We start from the raw sequence: 13709 nt of genomic DNA, 5'->3' as shown, positions 1-13709 counted from the left end.
GAAAATATATGCTGACAACCCACAGAAATCATTTCAACAAACAGGCGGCGTACAAACAAAGTGCCATTGCTGCCAACATTTTCATCGAGGTCGGAAATCCGGCAAGGCCATCGTTTTTCCATGAAGTGGAAACGAACCTCGCCAAGATCAACGCGTATCCGGCAGGGCAGGGACTGCTCGGTTCCATCACCGAAAATGCGAGCGATGGACGCAATGTCTACATCTGCCTGGCGCCCGATGGAAAATCACGCGTCTACCCGGTCATGACCGATGCTCAGCAGAACGAGCATCCCTTGTTGAAAAGCACGCTGGCGCGTCATGCGATGGCTGCCACGTACGCCAGCCAAGGCAAGTCGCATGGCATGACGGGGTCATCCGCCGAAATCGTCTTCGATCCCACGACCACCCTCCGGGTCGATCCCAAGGGATACCCTTCGAAGACAGCCAGCCCCGAAGCCAACTTCATCTCGCTCGGACACGAACTCAAGCATGTCAGCCATGTTCTGAAAGGGGACAGCAAACTGTTGTGGACGGATGCCTTTGGCGTGCCGAGCCGTCAGTCCTACGAGGAAGAGCTGCGTACGATCGGCTTGGGGCCCTGGAGCAGCGAGGAAGGCACGGAAAACAAGCTGCGGGCAGAGCACGGCCTGCCGTTGAGAAAACACTACTTCGGCAGTTCGTCCGGCGAAGAGGCGGCCCACCGGTCCATGGGCCTGGATCACCCTCTGGAGAGCGATGCGTCGCACAAGTCGTTCCAGGCGGACGACAACCGAACGGGCACCGGCGGCGACGCCACCCACCGGGGCGCGACCGGCGGTACCGGCCATGCCAAGCCCGGTGGCATCCCTCTGGATTCCGCCGTTCCCCTGAGCTCGCTGTTCAGCGATCCCGAACATCAGCGTGCCTTGCGACAGATCGAAGACGAAGCCGAGGCCTACGAGCGCGATGCGGGACTTGGCGATCACGCCGGCGTGAGCGATCTGGAGGCCGATCCTCGGCGTTGGCTCACCGATGGTTCGAAGTCACAACTGGGTTCCAGGCTGGACGATGCCGACGATCTGGATCCGGTTTACACCGGTCCACATGCCGACAACACGCCACATGCACCGTCGCACACGCCGACCTACCGCTTTCCGGCGGGTGAAACCAAACCGTTGCCGGGATGGCAAGACGTGATCCATGAGCTCGACAACGAGCGTTCGGGGCCCAATCCTTTCCCTGCGCGAGGGGGGACCTCCAGCCTTGGGGACAGGCTGGCGGGCATCGACCTGGGCGGCGGTGGCGACGAAATCCACCAGGCGGGCGGCATCCAGTTTCCCGATGCGCCCGGCCCGCGCTACGAGGTGCCCTTGCCACCCGAAGACGGTCCCGTTTCGTTCGGCGTGGACCGGCCCGATGTCGGCAGCCACGCGCCCGGCCTCTTTGGCGAAGGGATCTAATTCCTGGCGTTTGCGGCGCGGTGCAATATCGCCGTGCCATGCCATGCCATGCCGTGCCGTGCCGTGCCGTGCCGTGCTGAGGTGCGAGCCTTGTCGACTTCAAGCCTGACGAGGACCACCCATCAGTCCGACAAGGTCAGCATCACCGTTTCTTCGCCGTCGTTCATGGCGCAGATGTCGCAGTTCGGCCCGGAGCCGATCCGGTCGACGACAACAAACGTGGCGGGCTCGTCCATCGCCAGCAGCATGTGATGCCAGACGGCCCTGTGGTAATTGACACCCTGTGTACCGTCGCTGATGAAGGCCCGCAAGGCCTCAGGGCGGACGGTCTCGCCGGGCTCGGCCACGACGATCAGGAAAGGCCGGCCCTGGAGTGGAATGAAGGCCTGACTCGACAGCGGGTGGCGCTCCATCTCGGCGATGCGCATGGGGTAGGCATAGGGCTGAGCCACGAACAGGCTGATGCCCGGTTTGCCGCCTTCTTCCAGCGTATCGACCTCGGCGAGGTCGTGGTAACGCGCGACCTGCCGGTTGTTGATGTAGTGAAAATCCTTGCCGGCGGTCTGGATCACGTCGCCATAGGGCTTGAAGTTCTCCGGCGACAGGGCAACGGGGGTCAGGATGCGGGGCAGGGTGGAGTCGTCCGCAGGCATCAGAACTCCAGCGCTTTGCCGATGTCCTCGACCACCTTCTTGGCATCACCGAAGACCATCATCGTCTTGTCCATGTAGAACAATTCGTTGTCCAGACCTGCGTAGCCGGCAGCCATGCTGCGTTTGTTGACGATCACGGTCTTGGCCCGGTAGGCCTCGAGGATCGGCATGCCGTAGATCGGGCTGCCCTTGGTGTGTGCCGCCGGGTTGACCACATCGTTCGCCCCGAGAATGATGGCCACGTCGGCTTGACCGAACTCGCCATTGATGTCCTCCATCTCGAACACCTGGTCGTAAGGCACTTCCGCTTCTGCCAGCAGCACGTTCATGTGTCCCGGCATGCGGCCTGCCACGGGATGGATGGCGTACTTGACCGTGATGCCGTGCTCGATCAGCTTGGCCGCGAGTTCCTTGACGGCATGCTGCGCCCGTGCCACGGCCAGACCGTATCCGGGCACGATGACCACCGTTCCCGCGTTGGAGAGCACGAACGCCGCGTCGTCGGCGCTGCCGCTCTTGACCGTGCGCTGGGGCACCTGGCTGGCGTCAGCTGCGCCGCCGTCTGCACCGAAGCCGCCGGCGATCACGTTGAAGAACGAGCGGTTCATGGCCTTGCACATGATGTAGCTCAGAATGGCGCCGCTCGATCCGACCAGGCTGCCGGCAATGATGAGCAGGCTGTTGTTGAGGCTGAAGCCGATGCCGGCAGCCGCCCAGCCGGAGTAGCTGTTGAGCATGGACACGACCACGGGCATGTCGGCTCCGCCGATCGGGATGATCAGCAGCACCCCGAGGGCCAGGCCCAGCGCGATGACGAGAGCCATGTCGATCCAGCTCTCGGTCTGGAAAAAGCCGAAGATGAAGAACGCAGTGAGCAGACCGAGTCCGAGGTTGAGTTTGTGTTGCCCGGCAAATCGCACGGGGCTGCCTTGGAACAAGCGGAACTTGTAGGCTCCGCTGAGTTTGCCGAAGGCGATGACCGAACCGCTGAACGTGACGGCGCCGATGAATGCGCCGAGGGCCAGTTCGAACCGGTTGCCGCCGGGAATGGCCTCGCCCTTGGCCGCAATCGAAAAGGCCCAGGGCTCGGCCACCGCGGCCACGGCGATGCACACGGCCGCGAGACCGATCATGCTGTGCATGAAGGCCACGAGCTCGGGCATCTTGGTCATCTGGACGCGCTGTGCCATGACCGCACCGATGCCGCCGCCGACCACCAGAGCGGCCACGACCCAACCCAGGCCGGTCCAGGCGTCTTGCCCCAGCGCAGCGGCGTGGCTGACGATCAACCCCGCAGTCGTGAGCGTGGCAATGGCCATGCCGCTCATGCCGAAGACATTGCCGCGGATGGCGGTGGTCGGATGGCTCAGCCCTTTGAGTGCCTGGATGAAGCAGACGCTGGCAACGAGGTAAAGCAGGGTGACGAGGTTCATGCTCATGGCGAGACCCCCTTGTCGGCATCCGGGGTCTTGGCGGGTTTGCGGTCTTTTTTCCTGAACATTTCGAGCATGCGGCGAGTCACCAGGAAGCCGCCGAAGACGTTGACCGCAGCCAGTGCGACAGCCAGGATGCCCATGGTCTTGCCCAATGTCGTTTCGGTCAGGGCTGCAGCCAGCATGGCGCCGATGATGACGATGGCCGAAATCGCATTGGTCACGGCCATCAAGGGCGTGTGCAGCGCCGGCGTGACCGTCCAGACCACGTGGTAACCCACGTAGATGGCCAGCACGAAGATGATCAGGTTGATCAGGGTGGGAGACACCGCATCCATGGTTTTGCCCTCGGTTTCTGTGTGTTGAACGGCTGTTTATGACTTGCGGCGGATCTCGCCGGCATGCGTGACCAGACAGGCTGCGACGATGTCGTCGTCGAGGTTCTGGTAGAGCGTGCCCTCCGGGGTCACGATGAGTTTGAGGAAGTCGAGCACGTTGCGCGCATAGAGCGCGGATGCATCGGCCGCGACATGGCTCGCAAGGTCGGTTTCACCGACCAGGGTGACGCCATGCCGGACGACGACCGCACCGGCTTCGGTCAGCGTGCAGTTGCCGCCGGCGCCGCCGTCCGGACGCAGCGGTCCCTTGCCTGCGGCCAGGTCCACCAGGACGGATCCCGGTCTCATGGCCTTGACCATGTCTTCGGTCACCAGGGTGGGGGCGGTCCGGCCGGGGATCAGGGCCGTCGTGATCACGACGTCGGCACCGGCCACCCGTTTGGCGACTTCGACCTGCTGGCGCGCGAGCCAGCCGGGCGGCATGGGACGGGCGTAGCCGCCGGTTCCTTGCGCGGCCTCCTGTTCTTCCGGCGTTTCGTAGGGGACATCGATGAACTTGGCGCCGAGCGATTCCACTTGCTCCTTCACGCCGGGCCGGACATCGCTGGCCTCGATCACGGCGCCCAGGCGTTTGGCGGTGGCGATGGCCTGCAGGCCGGCAACGCCCACGCCCAGAACCACGACGCGCGCGGCCTTGACCGTGCCGGCAGCCGTCATCAGCATGGGGAAAAAACGAGGGTAATGATGGGCCGCCAGCAGCACGGCCTTGTAGCCCGCCACATTGGCCTGGCTGGAGAGCACGTCGAGGCTCTGTGCGCGGCTCGTGCGCGGGGCGGCTTCGAGTGCGTAGGCGGTCAGTCCCGCGTCTGCCAGGCGGCCGAGGCCGTCCCGGTCGAACGGATCGAGCATGCCGATCACCGTCGTGCCCCGCTTCATGTGGGCGATCTCGGACGGGGAGGGCGCACGGACCTTGAGCACCGCTTCGCAGCTCAATGCACCGGCTGCATCCGTGAGGTCGACGCCCACGGCCTCGAAGGCTGCATCGGTCAGCTGGGCCGCCACGCCGGCTCCCCGTTGCAGCCGGATCGTGTGGCCGCCGGCCTTGAGTTTTCGGGCTGTTTCCGGGGTGAGGGCCACCCGCCGTTCTCCCTCCGCAGTCTCTGTGGCTACGCCTATCAGCATGTTGTCTCCATGATTAAGATGTCAAGACGCCAAACGGGAACAGGGCCATCATGCCGAGCATGCCCCACGAGCGCAAGCGACGTGCCGTGTTCAATCGAACTGCAGGCCACCGTTGAGGTCGAGCACTTCGCCGGTGATGAAGCCGCTCAGCGGATGGGCAAGGAACAGCACGCAATGGGCGAGTTCCTCGAGTTCGCAGAAGCGGCCGACCGGGATCTTCTGCCGCAGTTCGGCCTGCCGTTCGGCGCTGACCTGGTCGGTCAGCATCTGTGTTTTCACGAAAGTCGGCGCGAGCGCGTTGCAGGTGACGCCGAAGGCAGCATACTCGCGGGCAAAACTGAAGGTCAGGGAAATCACGCCGCCTTTGCTTGCCGCATAGGCGGGAACCGGGGAGAGTCCACCGGTCTTGGCACCGAACGAAGCCATGTTGACGATGCGCCCGAATCCCCGGGCTTTCATGCCCGGTGCCACCCGCTGGCTGACGTAGAAGACGCCGTCGAGATTGACCTGCAGGGTCTTGCGCCACAGCTCCGGGGTGGTCTGTTCGCAGTTGGCGTATTGCAGATAGCCCGCATTGTTGATGCAGACGTCGATGCGGCCGAAGTGGGCCTCGATCTGCCCGCATGCGGCATGCACCTGGTCGACATCCGTGACGTCCATGGTGAAACAGGCCAGGCGATCTCCGTGCTCGGCCAGCGCGGCCGCCACGTTGTCGGTCCGCAGGTCGGTGGCCGCAACGCGGTAGCCCGCATCGAGCAGGGCGCGGACCGTGGCGAGCCCCATGCCGGTGTTTGCTCCGGTGACGAGTGCGACCTGGTCGTGAATGGCGGGTGAGGTGTTCATGGCATGCAAGGGGTGATGGGAAGGATCGGACGATCGGCAACCGGAGGCGCGGAAATCCGTTCCGGAAGCCGAGGGAGGTGCGGATGAGGGGCCGGCGTTCAGCGCGGCAAGTGCGGCGCCGAGAGCAGCGTCGCGAGTGCCGCTTGGCTTCCGCTCGACTCGATGCGTGTCAGCCAATCGGTGACGCACTGGCGGAAGGGGGTGTCCTGTCCCACGTCCCGGCCCCAGATCGATTCCAGTGCCAGCAGTGCCCTCACAGTTGCCGGGACATCGCCCGCATGGCTCTGGACGATGGATTGCAGCAGCGCAGCCTGCGGGTCGGAGACGGCGTAGGCCTGGCCGCGTTCGTCGACGGCCGTCAGATAGCGCATCCATACCGCGGCGGCAAAGGCCAGGGGCTCCAGCTCTTGCCCCTGGCGAAGAGCGTCTCGCAAGGTGGGCAGCCAGCGCAGCGGGATCTTGAGTGAGCTGTCGGTGGCGATCTGGTGCACCTTGTGATGCAGTGCCGGATTCGCGAAACGTGCCAGCAGGGCATCCCGGTACTCGGGCAATCCAGGGCGCTGCAGATGGGGCATCACGATGTCCGTCATCAGCCGTTCGATGAACGAGCGCACGGCCGGCTGCTGCAGACCCTCGGCCACGGTCGCCCAGCCCTGTACGGCGCCCAGAACCGCGATGGCCGTGTGGCTGCCGTTGAGCATGCGCAGTTTGGCTTCCTCGAAAACCGTCACGTCGTCGACCACGTTCACGCCCGCCGAGCGCAGGGCCTGTGCATCGGACGGGTCGGAGAGCCGGTCTTCGATGACCCATTCCCAGAAGCCCTCGGTGGCCAGTGCACAGGCATCGACGAGGCCCAGTGCCTGAGCCGCCGCGTCTCGTTGGTCGCGGGTCGAGGCGGGCACGATGCGGTCGACCATGCTGTTGGGAAATGCGCAGCGGCTGGCGATCCAGTCTGCGAGGGCCTGGTTTTTCTGTGCGGCGGTGTCGACACACAGTCTTTGCAGGCGGCGCCCGTTGTCGGACAGGTTGTCGCAGGATGCGATCGTCAAGCCGCCCAGCCCCGCCTCGAAGCGCGCGGCCAGGCCCTCGATCAAGAGCTCGGCCAGCGGTGCGCCGTAGCCTTTTTCAGTCACGGTGAGGGTGATCCAGCGCGTGGCGGGTGCAGCGATCGCTGCGATGACGACCGAGGGCTCGCGTGCAGCCACGCAGGTCTCGACGAGCGAGCCGGGGATATGCCAGGCCAGGCCGTCCGCGCTGGCGACCTGCACGGCGTAGAGACCGTCCTGTGCCTGCAGGTCGTCGGCGAGGGTCGTGCTTCGCATGGCCACCCCGAGTACCGCCCAGCGCCGGTCGCCTGCATGCAGCAGCCGATCGAAGACCATGGCCTGGTGGGCTCGCTGAAACGCGCCCAGTCCCAGGTGGACCACCGACGCCTGCAGCGTCTCGCGGTCGTAGCTCGGCCGGATGACCCCGGGCGCAACCGTGGCGCCGATCATGGTGGATGAATTCAGTGGCTGCATGACGATGTGGAAGGTTGAGGGCTGGAGTTCAGATGGCGGCGAGGGGCGCGCTCGTGAAGTCGGCTGTGCGGATGGCCGCGAAGCTGCCTTGCGAGATCGGCAGCCGTACGCCGGAGTCCGCCGGCCCCTCCTCGTCGGTCACCCGAAAGACTTGCAGTTCGCGCTCCACGGTGTTCTGCACCACGAGAACCGAACCGTCGAGCGAGAACGTCGCCCCCTGTGCCCACCTGCCGATCGCATGCTCGGCATGCCTGACGAGCCGGTCGGACGCGACGCGAAAGACGATCAGGCTGCCTTGCGGATGGAAGAGCGCGGAGTCCTCGGTCCGGGTGCTGCCGTTGTGGCACACGGCCACGACCCATTTGCCGTCGGGCGATATCGCAACGGCCTCGGGGGTCGCGGCAACGCCCAGCGTATCCACGACCCGGAAAGGCTTGCGCGTCAGGTCGATGACACCGATCAAATCCGCATCGCCGCTGACACGCCCCACATTCGCGACGACCGCAAACCGGCCGTGTCCGGCCACGCACAGGCCGTAGGGCTTGAGGCCCGCACTGAGATGCCGGTCGGTGGGCTGAAGGGTGCCGTCGATCACGTCGAAGACGGATACATAGTGGTCGCCGTCGCGCGAGACCAGCAGGGTCTTGCCGTCGGGCGTGAATGCCGTGGATGCCGGCTGGCAGTGCGCGTCGCCGACGACGACGGTCGCGAGTGCCGCCAGCGTCCGGCCCTCCACACCAAAGACGGACAGGGTGCCGTCGTTGCGATTGGCCACGACCACCCTGCGGCCGTCGGGAGAGAACGAGACACCCGTGGGGCCGAGGCCGGCCGTCACGGTTTGCGCGACCCAGGCCGCATCGCCCTCGATGGCGATGAGCGTCACGCGGTTGTCGGGAACCGTGCGGGTGGCACATTGCGGATCGGTTGTCTGGGCTGCCGTCACCACGGCCAGCCGCTGGTCGGGCGAGACGGCCACGCTTTGCGGCGGCCCCGCAAGACTGGTGGGCACGGGCAGCGTGGCCAACTCGCGGGGCGGAAACACACCCAGGTCATAGACCGTGGCATGGTCGTGTTCGCCCTGGTTGATCACCCGAATGGCACCTTCGGCCAGCACGAGCTTGCCGTCCACTGCCGAAACCGCAATCTGCCGGCGGCGGTCGACGCTCATGCCTGCTCCAGTGGGGCGACGCCGAGCCGGTCGGCGCTGGCCGCCAACTGCGCCAGGGTGGCTTCGCTCAAGGCAATGCCCTGTTGCATGGCACGCAGGATGTTGCCGCTGGCCTGGTCGCCCGGCAAGCGGACCAGGCCCCCCTCCGCAACGGGCGTGCTGTCCCGGCAGGCCGCGCCGATGAAGTCCATCTGCGTCAGGAAGTGATCGCGGCCCGCAAAGGCATCGGGGTCCATCACCTGCAGAAACACGTTGGCGCCCCACCGGTTCGGCGCGTCGATGCGGCCGTGGCCCGACAGACCTTGCGTCAGGGCCTCGACCATCAGGGCCAGGCCGAAGCCCTTGTGACCGTACTCCGCGCCACCGAGCAGCATCAACGAACCGCGGGGAGACGTCTGTTCCAGCACGCGGGGTTCGGTGGTCGGGTGGCCGCTGTTGTCCATCAGCCAGGGGTGTTCGAACTGCGCGCCGGCGGCCGCTTTGGTTCGAGCCATCGACACCGTCGTGATCGATGCACAGATGTCGACCAGCACCGGCGACTGGGTGCCGGGGTAACCGATGGCAAACGGATTCGGCGTCAGCACCGGGTCGCGGCCGCCAAAGGGCGCGACGAACTTTCCGCCGGGATCGGAGGTCGCCAGAATGGCCACCAGGCCCCGGTCGGTCGCTTGCTTGACCAGCGCCGCCAGGCATGCGATGTGATGGCTGCGGCGCATGGCGAAGGTGACGACGCCGTGTTGCGCGACCCGTTCGAACGCCATGCCGAGGGCCTTGTCGACCAGCCAGAGTCCCGGCAGGTAATGGCCGTCCCAGACGACCGTGGAGCCGGTGTCGCGCACGACTTCCGGCTCGCCGCCGTCGCCCATGAGGTTCTTCTGGAGCTGGTCGATGTAGAGCGGGCAGAGTGCGACGCCGTGCGTGTGGCGCTGCATCATGTCGGTCAGGACCAGCAGCCGTGCTACCGTGTCGGCTTTGTCCTGGGGCATGCCGGCCGCCGCCAGCAGGCTGCTGGCGAACCGTGTCAGATCTGCGGGACTGTGTTTGGGCGTGTGTGTCATGACGTCTCTGGATATCGATTGAATGATGGGACGCAGCCGCGCCGGGCTACTTGAGGCTTCCGCCGATGAATTGCCTGAGTTCGGGGGTCTGCGGCGCCGAGAACAGCGTGGCCGATGGGCCGGACTCCCAGACCTTGCCTTGGTGCATGAACACCGTGATGTCGGCCACGCTTTTGGCGAAACCCATCTCATGGGTGACCAGCAGCATGGTCATGCCTTCCTTGGCCAGGTTTTCCATGACCACCAGCACTTCGCCGGTGAGCTCGGGGTCGAGCGCAGAGGTCACTTCGTCGAACAGCATGACCTTGGGCTGCATGGCCAGCGACCGGGCAATGGCCACGCGCTGCTGCTGACCGCCCGACAGCTTTTCCGGATAGGCGTCGAACTTCTCGGACAGGCCGACCTGCGCCAGCTTGTCCTTGGCGATCCGGTGCACGGCGTCATGCGACAGGCCTTTGGTGATGCGCGGCGCCAGCATGATGTTCTCGCCCACGGTGAGGTGGGGAAAGAGGTTGTAGCTCTGGAAGACGATGCCGACATCCTTGCGCAGTTCGCGCAGATGGTGGCCGCCGCTGTCCAGCCGGTGTCCGGCAATCTGGATGGAGCCCGAGGAGACGGCTTCGAGCCCGTTGAGGCAGCGCAGCATGGTGCTTTTGCCGGAGCCGCTGCGGCCGATGACGGCCACGACCTGGCCGGCGTCGACATTCAACGACACGCCTTTCAGGACTTCGATCGAGCCGAAGTGCTTGTGGATGTTTTCAACTTGAACGATGGGCATTCATTTTCCTCTCGAGAGCTTTGCTGAGATGCGACAGGGGGAAGCACAGCAGGAAATACATCAGCGCCACGATCCCGTAGATCTTGAATGGCGAGTGCAGACTGGCCTCGATGTGTTCGCCTGCACGCATCAGGTCGATGTAGCCCACGACGGAGACGATCGATGTGTTCTTCACCAACTGGACCAGGAAACCCACGGTCGGCGGCAGCGAGATGCGGATCGATTGCGGCAGGATGATGTAGCGGAACTGCTGGACTCGCGTCATGGCCAAAGACGAAGACGCTTCCCACTGCTGGAAGGGCACCGACTCCATGGCGCCGCGCCAGATGTCGGCGAGATAGGCCCCCGAGTAGAGTCCGAGAGCGACGGTCGCAATCACCAAGGCCGGCGGATCGAAGCCCAGGTAGGCCAGGCCGAAGTACGAGAGAAACAGCACCAGCAGGACGGGCAGGCCTTGCAGCAGCTGGATGTAGGCCACGGCGAACCGGCGTAGCAGGTTGTTGTGCGATACACGGGCGATCGCAAAGAAGCCGCCGATCAGGCTGCCCAGCAGCATGGCGCAGGCCGTCAACGCAAGGGTCCAGCCGAACGAGCGCAGCAGGAACATGAACTCGGGAAACCCGAAGCTTTCGATCATCATCCCAGACCTTTCGACGCCGAGGCGGAACGGGCATCCTGCAGGGCAGGGAACAGGGTTCGGCCCAGCCGGTTCAGCGCCCACTTCATGAGCAGCGCCACGAGCAGATACAGCGGCGCCGGGATCAGATAGGCTTCGAAGCCACGCGACGTATTCGCCTCGATGAACTTCGTGGCCGCCATCAGATCGGTGACGGGAATGAAGGAGCAGACACTGGTCGCCAGCATGGTCAGCACGAATTGGCTGCTGAGGGCCGGCCAGACCTTGCCGAGGGCCGGCATGATGACGACATGCCGGTACAGCTGCATGCGAGTCATGGCCAGCGACAGGCCCGCCTCCAACTGCGATTTGTGGATGGAGTCGATGCCTGCCCGGATGATTTCGGTGGAGTAGGCGCTGAGGTTGAGGGTCAGCGCCAGCAGCGCTCCCATGACGGGTGGGATGGGGAAACCGAGCGAGCCCAGTCCGAAGTAGATGTAGAACAACTGCACGATGAACGGCGTGTTGCGCAGGAACTCGACATACACCGTGACGAAGCGGGGGAAGGGCTCGGGCGCCAGCTTGCGTATCAATGCCAGCGCGACCGCCAGCGCGAATCCGAGCGGGATCACGCAGACCAGAAGGCCCAGCGTGCCCAGAAGCCCTTCGGCATACAGCTGCCAACTGGCAAATATGGTTTGGAAATGAAGCTCAGCTTTCACGGACTACTTTCACATGAAGAGTCAAGATGCAGCCGTCGCCCGTGTCTCCGGCGAACGGCTGACCGGGCCGGTTGCTCAGAACGTCGGGAGTTCGGGCAGCGAGGAGCCAATCCACTTGCGGGCGATCTCGTCGAGCTCGCCGTTGAGCTTGATGTAGTAGATGGTGTTGTTGAGCCATTGATGCAGTTCGAATGCATCCTTGCGTGTCGCCATGGAGTTGGGCTGCGTGCTGAAATTGAACTTCAGCACCATGTCGCCGTCGGGACGTGCCTTGATGCTCCGGTTGGCCACGGTGTCGGGTTCCGCGCAGGCATCGATCTGACCTGAGAACAGGGCTTGAATGACCGCCGCGTCGCTGTCGAACCGCACCACCTTGAGCCCGGTTGCCGCCGCCTGCTTGACCAAGGTCGGTTCGACACTCGAGCCACGGTTGACGCCGACGGTCTTGTCCTTGAGGTCGGCCCAGTTCTCGATCTTGCTGCCCTTCTTGGCGTAGATGCCGACCTGGAATCCGTTGTATGGAATGGTGAACATCACCGTCTTTGCACGCTCGGGTGTGGGCGCCAGCGTCGACACCAGGAAATCGACTTTTCCGGATTCAAGCGCAGGGATGCGGGCAGGGGGTTCCAGCGGCACCAGTTCGACGGGGACACCCAGATATTTGGCAATCAGCGTCGCGGTGTCGGCGTCATAGCCCACCGGACTGCCGGACGAGTCGACGGCACCCATCGGCGGTGCGCCGACCAGCACGCCGATCTTGACTTTGCCGCGCTTGACGATGTCCGAGGTGGTCTGGGCCCAGGCGCCGCTGGCACCGATGGCAGCGGCCGCGGACAGGGCCACTCCGGCCGTGGCGAGTCGAAGGATTTTCTTGATCTGCATAAGAGCTCCGCTTGGTTTGGATGACGCAGCGACCGGGACATGCAAGTCACCGCAACGCTCAGGCAGTGTATGTTTGGCAACCAAAATCACCATAGTGGTAAACCAGAAATGGCAAAATTGGTGTGCCAAATACAATCCGGTCACACCAGATCGATCCCGATGGTTTAAAAAAACGGCCGGATCGACGCTGCATCAGAGGAGAGGCCCCACGGAATGGCGCATTCAGCCAAAAATCTGGCTTAATTGGTAAACCACTTTGTCGAGCTCCACCATTACCCATCTATGAAGACTTCGTCACCTTCCCCCAGCACCGAAGCCTCCGTCTCCCCTGAAGATCAGGGCGTGGAGCGTCCCTATCTGCGCCTGGCCACACAGATCGGACATCTGCTTGTGCAAAAGGGCATCAAGGTCGGAGAGCGCCTGCCCTCCGAGCGCACGCTGGCCGACCACTTCGAAGTCAGCCGGACCGCCGTGCGCGAAGCCATCATCGCGCTCGAGCTGCAGGGCATGCTGGAGGTGCGTGGCGGCTCCGGCGCGTATGTGGTCCAGCTTCCGTCTGCCACGGGATCGACGGCACGCGCAGGTGCCGGCGCACCGTTCATGCCGAGTGCCGGACCCGGTCCCTTCGAGCTGCTTCGCGCCCGCTGCCTGATCGAGTCCGAGATCGCGGCCGTGGCCGCCGAGACCCGCAAGGACTCCGACCTCGATCTGATCTTCGAGGCCCTCGCCGACATGCGTCTGCACATGGACGACAAGGCGCTCAACGAAGCCGCGGATCGCCGGTTCCACCTGCGCATCGCCGAGTCCACCGGCAACAGCGTTCTGCTGCAGATGGTGACGGCGATGTGGGACCAGGCCAAGAGCCCGGTCTGGGCCAAGATCGATCAGCACTTTCACACCACGGCGCTGCGCGTGTCGTCGCAGGAAGACCACCAGCGCATCTTCGATGCCCTGATGAAACGCGATCCCCAAGCGGCTCGCGCAGCGATGCGTGCGCATCTCGAACGCGTCATCCAGGAATTCGCCCAGGCCTGGCGCTAGCCGTCGGGCCTGTCCATCCGCTCCTCAGAGAAATCG

General features: G+C 64.5%; 14 protein-coding genes. 2 read left to right on the top strand and 12 right to left on the bottom strand.

The window, feature by feature from the left end; translation table 11 throughout:
- Positions 1-8 precede the first annotated feature (8 nt).
- Positions 9-1439 (top strand): M91 family zinc metallopeptidase, encoded by a 1431-nt coding sequence (locus EC845_RS05610; RefSeq protein WP_123296184.1) that lies wholly within the window; start codon positions 9-11, stop codon positions 1437-1439.
- A 122-nt stretch (positions 1440-1561) separates the two neighbouring features.
- Here EC845_RS05610 and EC845_RS05605 read toward each other — a convergent pair whose 3' ends face one another.
- The 12 genes from EC845_RS05605 to EC845_RS05550 all read right to left on the bottom strand — a co-directional run bounded on the left by EC845_RS05605 (position 1562) and on the right by EC845_RS05550 (position 12632).
- Positions 1562-2092, bottom strand: coding sequence for an ureidoglycolate lyase (locus tag EC845_RS05605; protein ID WP_123296183.1), 531 nt, complete (start codon positions 2090-2092; stop codon positions 1562-1564).
- Positions 2092-3531 (bottom strand): NAD(P)(+) transhydrogenase (Re/Si-specific) subunit beta, encoded by a 1440-nt coding sequence (locus EC845_RS05600; protein WP_123296182.1) that lies wholly within the window; start codon positions 3529-3531, stop codon positions 2092-2094. The genes EC845_RS05605 and EC845_RS05600 overlap by 1 nt, the downstream gene beginning before the upstream one ends.
- Positions 3528-3863, bottom strand: coding sequence for an NAD(P) transhydrogenase subunit alpha (locus EC845_RS05595; protein WP_123296181.1), 336 nt, complete (start codon positions 3861-3863; stop codon positions 3528-3530). Before EC845_RS05595 ends, EC845_RS05600 begins: the two co-directional genes overlap by 4 nt.
- A 36-nt stretch (positions 3864-3899) precedes the next feature.
- Positions 3900-5045 (bottom strand): NAD(P) transhydrogenase subunit alpha, encoded by a 1146-nt coding sequence (locus tag EC845_RS05590; protein ID WP_123296180.1) that lies wholly within the window; start codon positions 5043-5045, stop codon positions 3900-3902.
- Between the two features lie 90 nt (positions 5046-5135).
- A complete protein-coding gene (locus EC845_RS05585) occupies positions 5136-5888 on the bottom strand; it encodes an SDR family NAD(P)-dependent oxidoreductase (protein WP_123296179.1) in 753 nt (250 codons plus the stop codon).
- Between the two features lie 98 nt (positions 5889-5986).
- Complete coding sequence (locus tag EC845_RS05580) at positions 5987-7408, bottom strand: mannitol dehydrogenase family protein (protein ID WP_123296178.1); 1422 nt, start codon at positions 7406-7408, stop codon at positions 5987-5989.
- Positions 7409-7436: 28 nt separating this feature from the next.
- Complete coding sequence (locus tag EC845_RS05575; RefSeq protein ID WP_123296177.1) at positions 7437-8576, bottom strand: YncE family protein; 1140 nt, start codon at positions 8574-8576, stop codon at positions 7437-7439.
- Positions 8573-9634 (bottom strand): Ldh family oxidoreductase, encoded by a 1062-nt coding sequence (locus tag EC845_RS05570; protein ID WP_123296176.1) that lies wholly within the window; start codon positions 9632-9634, stop codon positions 8573-8575. Before EC845_RS05570 ends, EC845_RS05575 begins: the two co-directional genes overlap by 4 nt.
- A 46-nt stretch (positions 9635-9680) precedes the next feature.
- Entirely contained in the window at positions 9681-10412 is a 732-nt protein-coding gene (locus tag EC845_RS05565; protein WP_123296175.1) for an amino acid ABC transporter ATP-binding protein, read from the bottom strand.
- The gene (locus EC845_RS05560) at positions 10393-11049 is read right to left on the bottom strand and encodes an amino acid ABC transporter permease (protein WP_199739743.1); all 657 of its coding nucleotides are present in this window, start codon (positions 11047-11049) and stop codon (positions 10393-10395) included. Before EC845_RS05560 ends, EC845_RS05565 begins: the two co-directional genes overlap by 20 nt.
- The gene (locus EC845_RS05555; protein WP_123296173.1) at positions 11049-11750 is read right to left on the bottom strand and encodes an amino acid ABC transporter permease; all 702 of its coding nucleotides are present in this window, start codon (positions 11748-11750) and stop codon (positions 11049-11051) included. Before EC845_RS05555 ends, EC845_RS05560 begins: the two co-directional genes overlap by 1 nt.
- 75 nt (positions 11751-11825) lie before the next feature.
- Positions 11826-12632, bottom strand: a complete 807-nt coding sequence (locus tag EC845_RS05550) for a transporter substrate-binding domain-containing protein (protein WP_123296172.1) — start codon at positions 12630-12632, stop codon at positions 11826-11828.
- A 282-nt stretch (positions 12633-12914) separates the two neighbouring features.
- Between EC845_RS05550 and EC845_RS05545 the strand changes: the two genes are divergently transcribed.
- The gene (locus tag EC845_RS05545) at positions 12915-13673 is read left to right on the top strand and encodes a FadR/GntR family transcriptional regulator (RefSeq protein ID WP_123296171.1); all 759 of its coding nucleotides are present in this window, start codon (positions 12915-12917) and stop codon (positions 13671-13673) included.
- Positions 13674-13709: the final 36 nt, after the last annotated feature.

This window comes from Comamonas sp. BIGb0124 (assembly GCF_003752175.1).
Taxonomy (GTDB): domain Bacteria; phylum Pseudomonadota; class Gammaproteobacteria; order Burkholderiales; family Burkholderiaceae_C; genus Comamonas_F.
Note: the sequence above shows the minus strand (reverse complement) of the source record. Positions and strands in the feature narration are given on the sequence as shown.